The sequence below is a fragment of the Lentzea chajnantorensis genome, assembly GCF_054300775.1.
The window spans coordinates 1299114-1313473 of the sequence record NZ_JBSDZT010000002.1 but is presented as its reverse complement, the minus strand read 5'-3'; the positions used below and the strand labels follow the sequence as shown (position 1 = coordinate 1313473).

Below are 14360 nucleotides of genomic sequence, written 5' to 3'. Positions count from 1 at the left end.
GGCACCACCGTAGCGACGTGACCGGTACCGTCCTACCTCGTGGCTGGCGACGAAACCCCGCGCAGCGTGCAGGACACCCTGACCAACCTGCGCATCAAGGACGGCGTCGCAGGACCTCCCGCAGGGCCTCTGACGCTCGAAGACCTGTACAAGCAGCACCGCATGCGCCTCATCAGGCTCGCGCTGCTGCTGGTGGACGAGCCGGCGACGGCGGAGGACGTGGTGCAGGAGGCCTTCACGGGCCTGCACCGCAACTGGAAGGGCCTGCGCGACGCCCAGGCCGCCGTGGGCTACCTCCGCACGGCCGTGGTCAACGGTTCGCGCAGCGTGCTGCGCCGCCGCAAGACCGCCCGCGACTACACCCCTCCGCACGTGGCGAACGCACGTTCGGCCGAGTCGCTCGCGATGCTCACCGCGGAGCACCAGGCCGTGGTCAAGGCGCTCCAGCAGCTGCCGCCGCGCCAGCGCGAGGTGCTCGTGCTGCGCTACTACGGCGACCTGTCGGAGGCCGAGATCGCCGAGGCCACCGGCATCTCCAAGGGCACGGTCAAGTCGACCGCGTCCCGGGCCCTCGACGCGCTGCAGAAGCTCATGGCCGGCCGCTGAGGCAACGTCGCACCGCCCACCGGACACCCCTTTTGCCCGATGAAGGCGGTTTCCGGTCGCAGGAACACGCGCCCAATCCGGTGCTTGGTATAGACCAATAGGGCTCCGATGCCGCAGGATCACACCCCGTGGCACGCAGACACGTGGTCGCCGTCGACATCGGTGGCACCGAAACCAAGGCGGCGCTGGTCACCGGCACCTCGGAAGCCGTGGTGGCCCAGAAGCACGCGCGCAGGGCGACTCCGGCACAGCTGGAGCCGCTGCTGGACGTCCTCACCGAGCTCGTCGACGAGCTCCGCGGGGCCTCCGAGCACGAGATCGACGCCGTGGGCATCGTGGCGCCGGGCATCGTGGACGAGGCCAACGGCGTCGGCGTGTACACGACGAACCTGCCGTGGAGCGAGTTCCCGTTCAGCGAGGTCCTGACCGAACGGCTCGGCGTCCCCGTCGCGTTCGGCCACGACGTGCGCGCCGCGGGTCTGGCCGAGTGCCGGATGGGTGCCGCGAAGGGCCTGCGCAACGCGGTGATCATGCCGATCGGCACCGGGATCGCCGGCGCGCTGCTGCTGGACGGGCAGATCTTCAGCGGCGGCGGGTACGCGGGCGAGATCGGGCACGTGGACGTCGGCCACGGCGTGCCGTGCGCCTGCGGGCAGGTCGGCTGCGTGGAGACCGTGGCGTCCTCCGCCGCCATCGCCCGCCGCTACACCGCGCGCACCGGACGGGCCGTGCACGGTGCCGCCGAGGTCGCGGACCTGGTGAGAGCCGGGGACGAGGACGCCGTCGCCGTGTGGCACGAGGCCGTGGACGCGCTCGCCAGGGGAGTCCTGGTGCTGGCGACGCTGCTCGGCCCGGAGGCCGTGGTGCTCGGCGGCGGGCTCGCACTGGCGGGAAACCTGCTGGTGGAGCCGCTCGAGGACAGGCTGGACGGCCTGATCGCCTTCCAGCGCCGACCGGAGCTTCGGCTCGCGGCGCTCGGCGACGAGGCGGGCTTCCTCGGCGCGGCGCTGCTGGCCATCGACACGCTGGAGGCGTGATGAGCACGTGGGGTGGACCGGTCGACGTGACCCTGACCGGTGGTCGGGTCGTCACGCCGGACAGGGTGCTCGAGAACGGGTGGGTGAGCGTCCGGGGCGGTCGTATCGCCGGGGTCGGTGTGGGAGCGGTACCGGACGGCCCCACGACCGACGTGGGCGGCGGCACGATCGTGCCCGGCTTCGTCGACATCCACTGCCACGGCGGTGGCGGTGACGCGTTCACCAGCAGCGACCCGGTGAAGGTCCGCAAGGCCGCGGCCGCGCACCGCAGGCACGGCACCACGACGCTGCTCGCGTCGCTGGTCTCGCGCCCGGTGCCGGAGCTGGCCGACCAGGTCTCCGCGCTGGCAGAGCTGGTCCAGGAGGGCGTGGTCGCGGGCATCCACCTGGAGGGCCCGTTCCTGTCCGCGGCCCGCTGCGGCGCGCACGACCCGGCGATCCTGTGCCCGCCGGAGCAGAGCGCGGTCACGAAGCTGCTCGACGCGGGCAAGGGCACGGTCCGCATGATCACCGTCGCGCCCGAGCTGGAGGGCGCGGTCCAGGCCGTGCACCAGCTCGTTGACAACGGTGTCCTCGCCGCCATCGGCCACACCGACGCGACCGAGGCGCAGGTCCGCCCGGCCGTGGACGCCGGTGCCAGCGTGGCCACGCACCTGTTCAACGGCATGCGGCCGCTGCACCACCGCGAGCCCGGCCCGATCGGCGCGCTGCTGGACGACGAGCGCGTGACCGTCGAGCTGCATCTGCGACCTGGTGCACCTGCACCCGACCGCCGTCCGGCTGGCCGCCCGCCACGCCGGCCTGCGGCGCACCGTCCTCATCACCGACGCCATCGCGGCGGCGGGCGTGGGCGACGGCGTGTACGACGTCGGCGGCCTCGAGGTGCGCGTCGTCGACGGCGTTCCAACGTTGGCAGGAGGCGCCGCACTGGCCGGCAGCACGCTCACGATGGACATGGCGTTCCGCAACGCCGTGAACGCGTGCGGGCTGTCGCTCATGGAGGCCGCGTACGCCACCGCGACCCGCGGCGCCGAGCTGCTCGGCCTGGAGACCGGCAAGCTGCAACCGGGCTGCGCCGCCGACCTCGTCGTCCTCGATGCAGAATTGAAGCCGAGGGACGTGATGAGCAAGGGCGAGTGGGTCCAGGACTGAGCTGAGGGCGGGGCATGGCGGAGGATCCGGAGCGACTGGTGACCAACGCACTGCGCGCGCAGGCGACCAGCACGAATGCCGGATTTGTCGCATCTGCCCCAGTTGCTCCTGAGCGCCCCGCACCCATGTCCACGTGGTGGGTGCTGGGCCTCGCCCTGCTGTTGGGCCTGGCAGCGGGCACGGTGGCCGCAGTGATCACGCTCGGCTGACCTGTACCGTTGTCGCCGTGACGATTGCATTGGGCCCTGACTGGCTGGATCCCGAAAAACTGCTGACGATGCTCGGCCCGTGGATGCTCGTCGGGCTGTGCTTGATCGTCTTCGCCGAGTGCGGTCTGCTCATCGGGTTCTTCCTGCCGGGCGACTCGCTGCTGTTCACGGCGGGACTCTTCGTCGCGGCCGGACACATCTCGACGCCGCTCTGGCTGGTCTGCGTGCTGCTGACGGTGTGCGCCTTCGTGGGCAACGTCGTCGGCTACTACATCGGCCGCAAGGCCGGTCCAGCGCTGTTCAACAAACCCGAGTCGAAGATCTTCAAGCAGGAGTACGTCGACAAGACGCAGGAGTTCTTCGACAAGTACGGCCCGCGCGCCATCGTCCTCGCGCGGTTCGTGCCGATCGTCCGCACGTTCATCACCGCGATGGCGGGCATCGGCCGCATGGACGCGAAGAAGTACTTCACCTACTCGGCCATCGGCGGAGTGGCGTGGGCTGCCGGTCTGACCGTCCTGGGGTACTACCTGGGCCAGATCGCGCTCATCAAGGACAACCTGGAGATCACGCTCCTCGCGATCGTGGCGATCTCGTTCATCCCGATCATCATCGAGGTCGTCAAGGCCCGCCGGGAGAAGAAGTCGCTCATCGAGGAAGAGGCGGACGACATCACCCAGGTCATGGAGGCGCAGCTCCAGGACGACTCGACGCAGATCATCCCCCGCGTCGAGCGCTGAGCCCAGGCCGGGCGGCGGCCACCGGGTCGACCTCGGTCACCGCCTGCGCGCCCTGCCTCTGCCGGCATCTGCAAGGGGGTCAGGGGGTGAACATCGAACCGGGGTTGAACAGGTTTTCCGGGTCCAGTGCGCGTTTGATCTCGCGGTGGACGCGGAGGCCGACCGGGCCGATCTCCTTCGCGAGCCACTCCCGCTTGACCTTGCCGACGCCGTGCTCGCCGGTGATCGTGCCGCCGAGCGCCAGCCCGAGGGCGAGGATGTCGTCGAACGCCTTGCGGGCGCGGGCGAACTGGTCGGCGTCCGCGGGGTCGTAGACGATCGTCGGGTGCATGTTGCCGTCACCGGCGTGGCCCACGACGGCGATCTTGAGGCCGGTCGCCGCGGAGATGTCCTCACAGCCCTGGATGAGCTCGGCGATGCGGGTGCGGGGCACGCACACGTCGTCGGTGAGCCACGAGCCGTAGACCTCCAGCGCCGTGAGCACGGCCCGGCGCGCGGTCAGCAGGTCACGGCCCTCGCTCACGTCGTGCGTGGCGTACACGAGGTCGGCCTCCAGGCAGATCTCCTCGATCTTGCGCAGCTCGTGGCGCGCCTGCTCGCCGCCCGCGTCCGACTGGCAGATCAGCAGCGCCGCACAACCGGGACCGGCGCCGAGCTCGGTCCTGAGGTACTGCTCGACGGCCTCGATCGAGGTGCGGTCCATGATCTCCATCAGCGACGGCACCAGGCCCTCGCGGACGATCCGGCTGACCGCGGCACCGGCCGTCGCGGTGCTGCTGAACGCGGCGACGAGCGTGGCGGGGGCCTGCGGCAGCGGTTTCAGCGCCAGCGTGGCCTTCGTGATCACGCCGAGGGTGCCCTCGGAGCCGATGAAGAGCTTGGTCAGGTCGTAGCCGGCGACGCCCTTGACGGTGCGGCGGCCGGTCCGCAGCACCTCGCCGTCGGCCAGCACCACCTCCAGCCCCAGCACGGAGTCGGTGGTCACGCCGTACTTCACGCAGCACAGGCCGCCCGCGTTGGTGGCGAGGTTGCCGCCGATCGTGCACCAGTCGTAGCTGCTCGGGTCCGGCGGGTAGAACAGCCCGTGCTTCTCCACCGCGCCGCGCAGGTCGAGGTTCACGACACCGGGTTCCACGACGGCGAGCCGGTTGTCGGTGTCGACCTCGACGATCGCGTCCATCTTCGTGGTCACGAGCACCACGCAGCCCTCGACCGCGTTCGCGGCACCGGACAGACCACTGCCGGCGCCGCGCGGGACGACGGGCACGCGGTGCCGCGCGCACGCCCGCACCACGGCCTGGACCTGCTCGGTGTCCGACGGGAACACCACCGCGAGCGGACTGCCGAACGGGGCGAGCGGCATCATGTCCCGCTGGTAGCCCGCCGTGACGTCGGCGTCCGTGAGCACGCCCGAGTCACCCAGTGCGGTGCGGAGTTCGCCGAGCAGGGTCTCCATGTCAGCCACGCTAGCGGGACCGGCCGGTTCCTTCGAGGGTGAACGAGCACGGGCGAGTTCACCCGGTGACCGGGCGTCCTCAACCCGGATTTGGCCGGCCCGTCGCACCGATGTCGCCGCCCTGCCGGCGGGCACGACGTAGGCTGGTTCACCGTGGCGCACGCATTCGCCTCGCTGGAGACCGCAGGTCCGGTGGCCGTGTGGCTGATCGTCCTGAGCTTCATCTTCATCGAGTGCGCATTCATCTTCGGGTTGTTCTTGCCCGGTGACTCGCTGCTCTTCGCGGCCGGGGTGGTCCTGGCGGCACACGGCAGCGAGGTCTCGGCGTGGGCGCTTTCGGCGGTCGCACTGGTCGTGGCCGTGGTCGGCAACCAGGTCGGGTACCACATCGGCAAGCACACCGGCACCCGCGTGCTGGCCCGCAAGGACGGGAAGGTGCTGAACCGGCAGAACCTGGAGAAGGCCCGCCGGTTCCTCGACCAGCGCGGGTTCTGGGCCGTCGTGCTGGCCCGCTGGCTGCCGTGGGTGCGCACGCTCGCGCCGATGATCGCCGGAGCGGCCCGCATGGACGTGAAGCGGTTCACGCTGGCCACGACCATCGGTGCCGTCGCCTGGGTGCCGACGCTCGTGCTCGCCGGCTACTACGGCGCCGGCGTCCTGGAGCAGCTGCCCTGGCTGGAGACGGCGGCACTGGTCGTCAGCGTCGCGTTCTTCCTCGTCGGCACCGGGTGGGGCGTCTGGCGCTACCGGCAGGAGATGCGCAAGCCGATCGACGAGGCGGCCGAGCTGGAGCCCTCCGCCCGCCGGAGCTGACGGCGGGGGCCCGCGGCCCGGTCAGAGCACCTCGGTGATCAGCAGGTCCGCCGAGCCCTTGGACGAGTTCACCATCAGCGCGTTGACGTGGTCGGTGCCGTGCAGCACGCGTTCCTCGGCCTCGGACAACGTGCGCCCGTACCGCAGGTGGCGGTCGATGAGCCGCTGCACCCGCACGTCCTCGTCGATGAACAGGAACCACGCCTCGTCGAGGATGATCCGGACGCGCTTCCACTTGTCGTAGTTGAGCAGCAGGTAGTTGCCCTCGGTCACGACCAGCGGGACGTCCGGGTGCACCGGCACCGCGCACGCGATCGGTTCCTCGACCTCCCTGCGGAACTCCGGCGCGTAGATCATGTCCGGCCCGCACGCCTTGATGCGGCCGAGCAGGTCGACGTAGCCGGGGATGTCGAACGTGTCCGGCGCGCCCTTGCGCTCGACCAGCCGCAACCGCTCCAGCTCGCTCTGCGCGAGGTGGAAGCCGTCCATCTCGACGAGCACGGCCTGCCCGTCGAGCGCCTCGACGAGCCTGCGCGCGAGTGTCGACTTGCCGGAGCCGGGAAGCCCGCCGATCCCGAGGATCTTGCGTTCACCCATGTCGGTGAGCGCTTTGGCCCGCTCTAGCAGCTCTTCGAACCTGACCTGCTGTCCTGCCACCGTGCCAGCTCCTCAACCCAGTCCCCGATCACACCGACCCGAACGGCGGCGGCCTGCGACGCGAAGCCTATGGCCGCGACCGGGTCGGCTCCTGACGCCAGCGCGTAGGCGTACGCGCCGTGCCAGACGTCACCGGCACCATTCGTGTCCTTCACCTGCACCGCCGGCACGGGCACCGCCCCGGTCGAGCCGTTCCACGACCAGGTCACGGGTGCGGGGCCGTTGGTGCGAACCACCAGCGGGACCCCGTACGAGTGCACCTCGGCAGCGGACCGCTCGAACCCCGAAGCGCAAGCGGCCACGTCGACCAGCGGCAACAGGTGATCGAGGACAGGTTTCCAGCTCCCGGCGTCGAGCACCACAGGCAATCCCGCGGCTTTCGCCGCACGGGCGGCGGGCAACGCCAGTCCGTCGTGGTGTCCGTCCAAGAGCACCACGTCCGCAGCGGCCACGAGATCGGACAAATCCGGCACGATGACCGGCACCGAGGCGTTGCGCGACACGACCGTGCGCTCCCCATCAGCATCTCTGACGACGACCATGCTCACCGGCGTCGTCCCCTCGACGGCGACGACGTGGACCGGCTCCAACCCGGCCCGCACGAATTCACCCAGTGCGTCGGCGCCCAGGGCGGTGAGAAGTGACGAAGATCCGCCCAGAGCGGCCACCGCCCGTGCCGCGTTGGCCGCCGGACCGCCGGGGGCGAGGTGCGCCTCGGCCGACCTGACCTTCTCGCCGGGAGCGGGGAACGCGGCCACTCGCTGGGTGACGTCGAGAGTTGTGAGCCCGACACACAGCACGGCTGCCATCTGGCCTTCCTCCAAACGGGTAAGGTCCCGGCCATGGTCACCATGCGGGATGTCGCGGCTCTCGCGGGGGTCTCCATCACCACGGTGTCACACGTGATCAACGAGACCAGGCCGGTCGCCGGGGACACGCGCGAGCGCGTGCAGAAGGCGATCGACGAAACCGGGTACACCGGTGACGCCATCGCGCGGTCGCTGGTCATGGGTGGCACGAAGTCGCTGGGCCTCGCGGTGTCGCTGGTCTCCCACCCGTACTTCGCCGAGCTGATCGCGGCCATCGAGTCGGAGGCGACGAGAGCGGGCTACTCGCTCGTGCTGATCGACACCAGGGACACGCCGGAGTCGGAGCAGGTCGCGGTGCGGATGCTGCGGTCGCGCCGGGTCGACGGGCTGCTGCTGACGCCCTCCGCCGGTGCGGGCAGCCAGGTGCTGCCGGAGCTCAAGCGGCTCGGCATCCCGACCGTGCTGGTGGACCGCCTGACCGTGGCGAAGGACATCGACCAGGTCGGCCCGGAGAACGTGCAGGCCACCTCCGGCCTGGTCACGCACCTGGCCGAGCTCGGCCACCGCCGCATCGGCATCGTCTGCGGCAAGGCCGGCGTGGCCACGACCGAGGAGCGCGTCCTCGGCCACCGCCTCGGCCTCGGCCGCGCGGGCCTGAAGTGGGACGAGTCCCTGGTCTCGCAGAGCGGCTGGCTCGCGCCGCTGATCGACCAGGACGACCCGGTCACCGCCGTCGTCGCGGCCGACCACCTGGTGACGGTCGGCATGCTGCACGAGGCCCGCGCCCGCGGCCTGAAGCTCGGCACGGACCTGGCCGTCGTGGCCTACGACGAGGTGGAGTGGGCGACGTTGATCGACCCGCCGCTGACGACGCTGGCCCAGCCGGTCGAGGAGATCGGCCGCACCGCCGTGAAGCTGCTGCTGTCGCGCATCGCCGACCCGTCCCGTCCCGCGGAGACCATCCGGCTGGCCCCGTCGCTGCTGCACCGGCAGTCCTGCGGGTGCTGATCCCCGGCCTGGTCTCGGTGACGTTCCGGCAGCTGTCGGTCGGCGAGATCGGCGAGCTGGCGCTGGACTGCGGTCTGCAGGCGGTCGAGTGGGGTGCCGACGTGCACGTGCCGCCCGGTGACTTCACGGCGGCGCGCCGCGCGGTGGACACGGGCCTGAAGGTGGCCGCCTACGGCTCGTACTACCGCGCAGGCGTGACGGACCGCGCGGAGCTCGCCGCCGTGCTGGAGACCGCGGCCGAGCTGGACGCACCGCTGGTCAGGGTGTGGGCCGGCACGGCGGGCTCGGCCGAGTGCGCCGACCGCGGCGCCGTGGTGGAGGCCCTGCGGCACGCCGTCGAGCACGCCGACGCCGCAGGCACCCGGATCGCGCTGGAGTACCACCGCAACACGCTGACCGACACGCTCGACTCGGCCGTGCGGCTGCTGGACGAGGTCGACGGCGTGGTGCCGTACTGGCAGCCGAGCGGCGGCCAGGACGTGTTCTCGGCGGTGCACGAGGTCCGCACCCTGGAACCGGTGACCGCGCACGTCTTCTCCTGGGGCCCCGGCGGCTTCACCGACCGCCTGCCCCTGTCCGCCCGCCGCGACCTGTGGAAGCCGGTCCTCGGCGAGCTCGCACGCGACGGCGTCGACCGCAACGTGCTGCTGGAGTTCGTGCGCGACGACTCCGCCGACCAGTTCCGCGAGGACGCCAGGACCCTGCTGGGCTACCTCGCCGCGTCGTGACGTTCGAGCAGGGCCGCCGCCTCCAGGCACATCCACCCGCCCAGCTGCACCGACAGGTCCCTGCTCTGCGCCTCCTCGGCCGGCACGCTCCACTCCGGACCGAACAGCGGCCCGCTGACCGCCACCGTCCGGTTGGCCCACGCCGCCTCCGCCGACTCCACCACCAGCTGACGGGCGAGCTCGGCGGCCCCCTGCTGCGCGGGGTCGAGCCGCGGCATCTCCACCGCCGCCAGGGCGAGGTAGCGCACGAGGATGCCCGCGAACAGACCGCCGTCGCCTTCGCCCTGCCCCTTGACCACCCCACCGATGGCGAGGTCGTCGTACACGGCGGTGATGGTGCGCGCGGCCTTCTCCAGCCACTTCTGCTGCTGCCCGTGCTTGGCCAGCTCCACGCACGCACCGATGAGAACACCTTGGCAGTACGTGTAGATGTTCTTCTCGACCTCGCGGACCTCCCCGTCGGGGTGCACGTGCAGCCCGTCCCACGCGAGCCCAGAGGGGTCGACCAGGTGCTCCTCCACCCAGTCCACGATGGACCGCGCCTTGGCGAGGTCGGTCCCCTCGTTCTGCCGGGCGAGGAAGATGGCCGCGGGCCCGTTCGCCGGCACGTTCTTGAAGTCGTCGCCGCGCTTCCACCAGATCCCGCCACCGGCGTGGTCGGTCCACCCGTCGCGCAGCTGGTCCGCGATCTGCCGCACCGCCCTGGGCCGCCCGACCCCGATCTTCTCCGCCCGCTGCAGCGCCAGCCCCAGCCACGCGACGTCGTCGTAGTAGTCGTTGGTCCACCCGCTGACGTTGCGCACCCGGATGCCGCGGACCACCCGCACGATCGCCTGCCTGCGCGCCTCCAGCGGGTTGCGCTCGTACCCGTCGACCATGCAGTCGAGCAGGTGCGCCTGCCACCAGTAGTTGAACGGCGCGAAGACCTTGTCCCTGAACCTGGGCGGCCACCCGCAGGCCCCCAGGCTCGTGCCCGGCACACCCCACACCCGTCGCAGGTGCCTCGAATGCACGGCACGCTCCGCAACACCCGCCCGCGCGGCCAGCAGTTTCGCGATCACCACCCTGCAATGGTGAGTTCTTGACCGGTCAAGAAGCTCGGTGAACCGCCCAGTGGTAGAGACCCATGGCGACAGAGGTCGTCAGGTTGTAACTGCTCACCTTGGCGCGCATGGGAAGGCGGACGACCTTCGCCGCGCGCTGCCTCACCTCGTCGCTCAGGCCGTGCCGCTCGGAGCCGAACGCCAGCACGGCGTTGTCGGGGATCGGTCCCCTGAGCGGTTCGCCGTCGGCGTCGAAGGCGATCAGCGGGCCCGCGAGGTCGAGGGTGGTGGCCTTGGCGACGGGGAGGGCGAAGTGCAGGCCCGCGGATCCTCTGAGGACGTTCGGGTGCCAGGGGTCGACGTCACCGGTGGACAGGACGCCACCGGCGTCGAGGCCCGCGGCCACCCGGATCGCGGCGCCGAAGTTGCCCAGGTTGCGCGGGTTGTCGAGGAGGACGACCGGCGCGTCGCGGTCGAACGGGAGATCAGGGCGGTCGGCGAAGCCCGCGACACCGGTCGGGTGGGTGCGGCCGACCCGGCGGACGAACTCCTCCTTCGTCACCTCGGTCGCCCGGCCGAAGGCCTCGACCAGGTCCGGTGCGTGCGACTCGGCGAGCCCGACGGCGACGGGCCTGCTGGTGGTGACCAGCGACGTGACGTTCCCGCCGAAGCGCAGGGCATGTTTGACGGCGTGGAACCCTTCGAGCAGCACGGACCAGACGTTACTGAACGCCCACCCGCCGGGCCGTCCTGGCACTCGCCGCGAACCCGGCCCAGGACACGACCACGACCGCCCCGAGCACCAGCTGCACCACCGTCGACGCGCTCTCCGGGTACCAGACGCCGTCGATGTAGTGGTCGATGAACCCGGTCTCCAGCACCGGCATCCCGGCGGCGGCCCGCAGGTCGTTCTCCCAGGTGGTCAGCGGGCACACGGTGGGCACCGCGAGGCTCAGCACGGCCCACGCGGCGAGGGCGAGGTGGGGGTAGATCAGGCGGCGCCAGTGCCACGCGAGGAAGCCGCCGGCCAGCAGGAACGCCAGCACGGCGAAGTGCAGGAGCACAACGGCTCCCGCGAGGAACCCGGCCATTCGCACCACCCCGTCCTCCAGCCCAGGACGGGGTAGCTCGAACCGCGCTCGACGAAACTCAGGCGAGACCGAGGTCGTCGAGGTCCAGCAGGTAGCGGTACTGCAGGCCTTCTGCCTCGATGGCCTCGCGGGCGCCGGTGCCGCGGTCCACGACGGTCGCGACGCCGACGACCTCGGCGCCGGCCGCGCGCAGGGCCTCGACCGCGGTGAGGACGGAGCCGCCGGTGGTGGAGGTGTCCTCGACGGCCAGGACGCGCTGGCCGCGGACCTCGATGCCCTCGATCTGGCGCTGCATGCCGTGGGCCTTGGCGGCCTTGCGGACGACGAAGACGTCCAGCACGTCGCCGGCGGTGGCGGCGGAGTGCATCATCGCGTAGGCGACGGGGTCGGCGCCGAGGGTGAGGCCGCCGACGGCCACGAAGTCCCAGTCGGCGGTGAGCTGGCGGAGCAGCTTGCCGATCAGCGGGGCCGCGGCGTGGTGCAGCGTGGCGCGGCGCAGGTCGACGTAGTAGTCGGCTTCCTTGCCGCTCGAGAGGGTCACCTTGCCGTGCACCACGGCCAATTCGCTCACCAAGCGGGCGAGTTCCGACTTCGCGTTCGCGTCCAAGACCTGTTCAGTTCGCACAGGTCGCAAGCTTCGCACACGCGCCGCCGGGACGCCGCATACCCTGCATCACCGTGAACCTGTTGAGCGCGGACTCCTTGGTGGTGGACCAGCCGTGGACGCCGGTGCGGCTGATGCTGGGGTCGAGGTACTCGGTCGAGGCCTATGACGAACGCAACACCCTGCTGGGGTCGGTGCACGAGACCAGGCGCGGGTTCGTCACCGCCCGCCTGCGCAACCTGAGCCTGTCCCGGTGGACGCCGTTCCGCCTGCTCGCCACCGGACCGGACGGCCGGCCGCTGCTCGTGATCACCAAGTCGGCCGGCGTGGGCAGGCGGCCGACGAAGGTGGCGTGGCCGGACGGGCGGCCGGTCGGCTCGATCGTGCCGCAACCGGGCCGGTACGCCCTGCTCGACGCCAATGGCACGCACCTCTGCCTGCTCGGCGACGTGCTGAAGCTCCACATCGGACAGATCACGAAGCGCAACGGCAAGCGGGTGCGCCGGGACGTCGCTCAGCTCCGCCCCGGCACCGCCGACCCCGTCCGGTCGCTCGCGGTCGCGGCCGTGGTGGCGTTCGACGTCGTCCGCGGGGTGGGGACGAACCACCTCGGCACCGGCGACGTCATCCCGGACTTCCTGTCGAGCTAGCGGCTCACCACACTCGTTCCTTGAACACGGGCGGGCCGTCGTCGTCGCCGTCGTCACCGCGTGCGGGACGGGCCGGCGGCCGCGACGGGTTGCCCGACTCGATGATGTCGTCGAGGTCGTGGCCCTCCTGGATGGCCGTGTAGGCGCGGCGCAGGTCGGGCACGCCGGTGGCGAGCGCCTTCTGCACGCCGTCGTCCATCACGCGGCCGGCCGCGACGTCCTGCCAGCTGAACTCGCCGGAGTCGATGCGCCGCTGGAAGCTCCTTGAACTCCTTGGGCGCGTTCGGGCCCTTGGCGTACCGCTCGATCGCGGCGAGGTCCTGTTCGGTCACCCCACGCGAACGCGGCTGGAACTGGGCGGCTTCCCTGCCGGTCTTCTCCACCGCGGCCGTCGTGGCGTCGAACCCGTCGACGAGCGCCTGCAACCGGGCCTGGTCGTAGGGGAACGTCACTGCTGTCCTCCGCCCTGGCCACCGGAGGCCGACGAGCTGCCCGCCGCGGATGACGAGCTGCTGCCCGCTGCCGACGAGCTGCTCGACGCGGCGCTGGACGCGCTGCTGGTGTCGTAGCGGGTGGTGGCCTTGCCGATGTCCTTGTTCAGCTTGTAGCCGTTGAGCGCGACGCCCAGCGCCCCGGACTTGGCCGCGGACTTGCCGTCGTCGAACTTCTCCTTGCCGTCCTGGTAGCCGTCGACGACGTCGAGCAGGTCGTTGACGTCGCGGACGTCCTTCAGCTTCATCAGGGCGGTGCCCATGTCCTTGATGCCGTTGATCATGCCCTGCACGCCCTCGATCAGCGTCTGCACCGCGATGATGATCTTGCGGATGCGGTCGACGATCTGGATGCAGTCGTAGACGACCCACACGGCCTTGCCCCAGCCGACCACCGGGATCGGCGCGAGGATCACCGCTTCCATCAGCTTCTGGCACAGGTAGTCGAGCAGCGACAGCGCGAGGCCCGTCAGCGTGCGGCAGGTGTTCGCCGTCGACTTGAACTTGTCGCCGATGATGCGGGCGACCTGCGAGTCCGCCTCGATCGCGATGACCCACATGGTGTCCATGCGGCGCTCGAACGCCTGCGCGGCAGAGCCGTTCCAGTGCGGGTTCAGCTGGTCGACGCCCGCGTCGACGTTGTGCCGCACGGAGTCCAGCGCCTTCGCGACGTTGTCCCACGCCTTGGCGTTGGCGTCGATCTTCTCGAAGTCGCCGAGCAGCGGGTTGATCAGCGACTCGACCAGGTTCTCGCCGGTGACCTTCTCGTAGATCCAGTTGACGCCCTGGATCTTCCAGCCGGCCTTCTCGATCAGCTCCTTGGTGGACTGCCGGCCAGGCCGGTCCTCCGCCGCCTTGTTCAGCGCGACCGAGGGGTCCTCGACGTCCGCGTACGCCGTCGTCATCAGTTGCCCCCGACCTGCGGCGCCTTCTGGGCGCTCGCCAGCTTGTTCTGGACACCGTCGAAGAGCTTGAGGCCGATGGCGTCGGCCTTCTCGTAGTGCTCCGCGGTCTTGCGCAGCGCCTCCGAGTCCTTGAGCAGCATCTTGTTGGCGAAGTCCAGGGTTTCCCCGTACAGGCTCGCCACCCCGGTCACGACGGGGTGCAGCAACGACAGCAGGCCGGTGAACCCGCTGGTGTCACCGCCCTTGGAGATCGCGTGGTCTTTGATGGTCAGGAAGTGCTGGGCGTTGCGGTCCAGCAGCTCGCTGTACCCGCGCAGCTCCTCCGGCACGACGTGGAACTGTTCACTCACGGCTGCTCCGA

19 protein-coding genes and 1 pseudogene are annotated in these 14360 nt (G+C 70.8%); 10 read left to right on the top strand and 10 right to left on the bottom strand.

Features of this window, described 5'->3' with window-relative positions:
• Positions 1-39: 39 nt before the first annotated feature.
• The 5 genes and pseudogenes from ACVDFE_RS07090 to ACVDFE_RS07070 all read left to right on the top strand — a co-directional run bounded on the left by ACVDFE_RS07090 (position 40) and on the right by ACVDFE_RS07070 (position 3744).
• A complete protein-coding gene (locus ACVDFE_RS07090; RefSeq protein ID WP_065915671.1) occupies positions 40-606 on the top strand; it encodes a SigE family RNA polymerase sigma factor in 567 nt (188 codons plus the stop codon).
• A gap of 128 nt (positions 607-734) precedes the next feature.
• Complete coding sequence (locus ACVDFE_RS07085) at positions 735-1643, top strand: ROK family protein (protein ID WP_458429944.1); 909 nt, start codon at positions 735-737, stop codon at positions 1641-1643.
• Positions 1643-2795, top strand: a pseudogene (gene nagA, locus ACVDFE_RS07080) (N-acetylglucosamine-6-phosphate deacetylase). Before ACVDFE_RS07085 ends, nagA begins: the two are co-directional and overlap by 1 nt.
• Positions 2796-2833: 38 nt before the next feature.
• Complete coding sequence (locus ACVDFE_RS07075) at positions 2834-3004, top strand: hypothetical protein (RefSeq protein WP_458429943.1); 171 nt, start codon at positions 2834-2836, stop codon at positions 3002-3004.
• 68 nt (positions 3005-3072) lie between these two features.
• Positions 3073-3744 carry a DedA family protein gene (locus tag ACVDFE_RS07070; protein WP_458434286.1) on the top strand — a complete coding sequence of 224 codons (672 nt, stop codon included), beginning with the start codon at positions 3073-3075 and terminating at the stop codon, positions 3742-3744.
• Between the two features lie 79 nt (positions 3745-3823).
• Here ACVDFE_RS07070 and ACVDFE_RS07065 read toward each other — a convergent pair whose 3' ends face one another.
• Positions 3824-5200 carry an FAD-binding oxidoreductase gene (locus ACVDFE_RS07065; protein ID WP_458429942.1) on the bottom strand — a complete coding sequence of 459 codons (1377 nt, stop codon included), beginning with the start codon at positions 5198-5200 and terminating at the stop codon, positions 3824-3826.
• A gap of 153 nt (positions 5201-5353) precedes the next feature.
• Between ACVDFE_RS07065 and ACVDFE_RS07060 the strand changes: the two genes are divergently transcribed.
• Positions 5354-6013: a DedA family protein gene (locus tag ACVDFE_RS07060; protein WP_360394220.1), complete on the top strand. Its 660-nt coding sequence runs from the start codon at positions 5354-5356 to the stop codon at positions 6011-6013.
• A 21-nt stretch (positions 6014-6034) separates the two neighbouring features.
• Here the strand turns inward: ACVDFE_RS07060 and ACVDFE_RS07055 are convergent, their stop codons facing one another.
• A complete protein-coding gene (locus ACVDFE_RS07055; RefSeq protein ID WP_458434285.1) occupies positions 6035-6610 on the bottom strand; it encodes a nucleoside/nucleotide kinase family protein in 576 nt (191 codons plus the stop codon).
• A gap of 23 nt (positions 6611-6633) precedes the next feature.
• Complete coding sequence (locus ACVDFE_RS07050; RefSeq protein ID WP_458429941.1) at positions 6634-7479, bottom strand: PfkB family carbohydrate kinase; 846 nt, start codon at positions 7477-7479, stop codon at positions 6634-6636.
• 33 nt (positions 7480-7512) lie between these two features.
• Here ACVDFE_RS07050 and ACVDFE_RS07045 point away from each other — a divergent pair, with 33 nt between their 5' ends.
• Complete coding sequence (locus ACVDFE_RS07045; protein WP_360394215.1) at positions 7513-8487, top strand: LacI family DNA-binding transcriptional regulator; 975 nt, start codon at positions 7513-7515, stop codon at positions 8485-8487.
• A complete protein-coding gene (locus ACVDFE_RS07040; RefSeq protein ID WP_458429940.1) occupies positions 8481-9215 on the top strand; it encodes a sugar phosphate isomerase/epimerase family protein in 735 nt (244 codons plus the stop codon). The genes ACVDFE_RS07045 and ACVDFE_RS07040 overlap by 7 nt, the downstream gene beginning before the upstream one ends.
• Here the strand turns inward: ACVDFE_RS07040 and ACVDFE_RS07035 are convergent.
• From ACVDFE_RS07035 to pyrE, 4 genes are read right to left on the bottom strand one after another with little or no spacing between them, the layout of a single operon-like run.
• Positions 9197-10279, bottom strand: coding sequence for a glycoside hydrolase family 76 protein (locus ACVDFE_RS07035; RefSeq protein WP_360394210.1), 1083 nt, complete (start codon positions 10277-10279; stop codon positions 9197-9199). The genes ACVDFE_RS07040 and ACVDFE_RS07035 overlap by 19 nt on opposite strands.
• A gap of 25 nt (positions 10280-10304) precedes the next feature.
• Complete coding sequence (locus ACVDFE_RS07030; protein WP_458429939.1) at positions 10305-10970, bottom strand: TrmH family RNA methyltransferase; 666 nt, start codon at positions 10968-10970, stop codon at positions 10305-10307.
• 10 nt (positions 10971-10980) lie between these two features.
• Positions 10981-11349 carry a DUF2784 domain-containing protein gene (locus tag ACVDFE_RS07025; RefSeq protein WP_458429938.1) on the bottom strand — a complete coding sequence of 123 codons (369 nt, stop codon included), beginning with the start codon at positions 11347-11349 and terminating at the stop codon, positions 10981-10983.
• A gap of 58 nt (positions 11350-11407) precedes the next feature.
• Positions 11408-11956 carry an orotate phosphoribosyltransferase gene (pyrE, locus tag ACVDFE_RS07020; protein ID WP_360394835.1) on the bottom strand — a complete coding sequence of 183 codons (549 nt, stop codon included), beginning with the start codon at positions 11954-11956 and terminating at the stop codon, positions 11408-11410.
• A gap of 71 nt (positions 11957-12027) precedes the next feature.
• Between pyrE and ACVDFE_RS07015 the strand changes: the two genes are divergently transcribed.
• Positions 12028-12603 carry a hypothetical protein gene (locus tag ACVDFE_RS07015; protein WP_458429937.1) on the top strand — a complete coding sequence of 192 codons (576 nt, stop codon included), beginning with the start codon at positions 12028-12030 and terminating at the stop codon, positions 12601-12603.
• A gap of 4 nt (positions 12604-12607) precedes the next feature.
• On the opposite strand, the gene ACVDFE_RS07010 is transcribed toward ACVDFE_RS07015, so the two are convergent.
• Positions 12608-12790, bottom strand: a complete 183-nt coding sequence (locus tag ACVDFE_RS07010) for a hypothetical protein (RefSeq protein ID WP_458429936.1) — start codon at positions 12788-12790, stop codon at positions 12608-12610.
• 77 nt (positions 12791-12867) lie between these two features.
• On the opposite strand from ACVDFE_RS07010, the gene ACVDFE_RS07005 reads away from it, so the two are divergent.
• Entirely contained in the window at positions 12868-13044 is a 177-nt protein-coding gene (locus ACVDFE_RS07005) for a hypothetical protein (protein ID WP_458429935.1), read from the top strand.
• Positions 13045-13051: 7 nt separating this feature from the next.
• Here the strand turns inward: ACVDFE_RS07005 and ACVDFE_RS07000 are convergent, their stop codons facing one another.
• The gene (locus ACVDFE_RS07000) at positions 13052-13999 is read right to left on the bottom strand and encodes a WXG100 family type VII secretion target (RefSeq protein WP_360394196.1); all 948 of its coding nucleotides are present in this window, start codon (positions 13997-13999) and stop codon (positions 13052-13054) included.
• Positions 13999-14349, bottom strand: a complete 351-nt coding sequence (locus ACVDFE_RS06995) for a hypothetical protein (protein WP_360394194.1) — start codon at positions 14347-14349, stop codon at positions 13999-14001. The genes ACVDFE_RS07000 and ACVDFE_RS06995 overlap by 1 nt, the downstream gene beginning before the upstream one ends.
• Positions 14350-14360 lie beyond the last annotated feature (11 nt).

Excerpts from the sequence above, each read along its gene's own strand:
- ACVDFE_RS07070 (WP_458434286.1), top strand. The coding sequence starts at position 3,073 with ATGCTCGGCCCGTGGATGCTCGTCGGGCTGTGCTTGATCGTCTTCGCC.
- ACVDFE_RS07065 (WP_458429942.1), bottom strand. The coding sequence starts at position 5,200 with ATGGAGACCCTGCTCGGCGAACTCCGCACCGCACTGGGTGACTCGGGC.
- ACVDFE_RS07055 (WP_458434285.1), bottom strand. The coding sequence starts at position 6,610 with ATGGGTGAACGCAAGATCCTCGGGATCGGCGGGCTTCCCGGCTCCGGC.
- ACVDFE_RS07050 (WP_458429941.1), bottom strand. The coding sequence starts at position 7,479 with ATGGCAGCCGTGCTGTGTGTCGGGCTCACAACTCTCGACGTCACCCAG.
- ACVDFE_RS07045 (WP_360394215.1), top strand. The coding sequence starts at position 7,513 with ATGGTCACCATGCGGGATGTCGCGGCTCTCGCGGGGGTCTCCATCACC.
- ACVDFE_RS07025 (WP_458429938.1), bottom strand. The coding sequence starts at position 11,349 with ATGGCCGGGTTCCTCGCGGGAGCCGTTGTGCTCCTGCACTTCGCCGTG.
- ACVDFE_RS07000 (WP_360394196.1), bottom strand. The coding sequence starts at position 13,999 with ATGACGACGGCGTACGCGGACGTCGAGGACCCCTCGGTCGCGCTGAAC.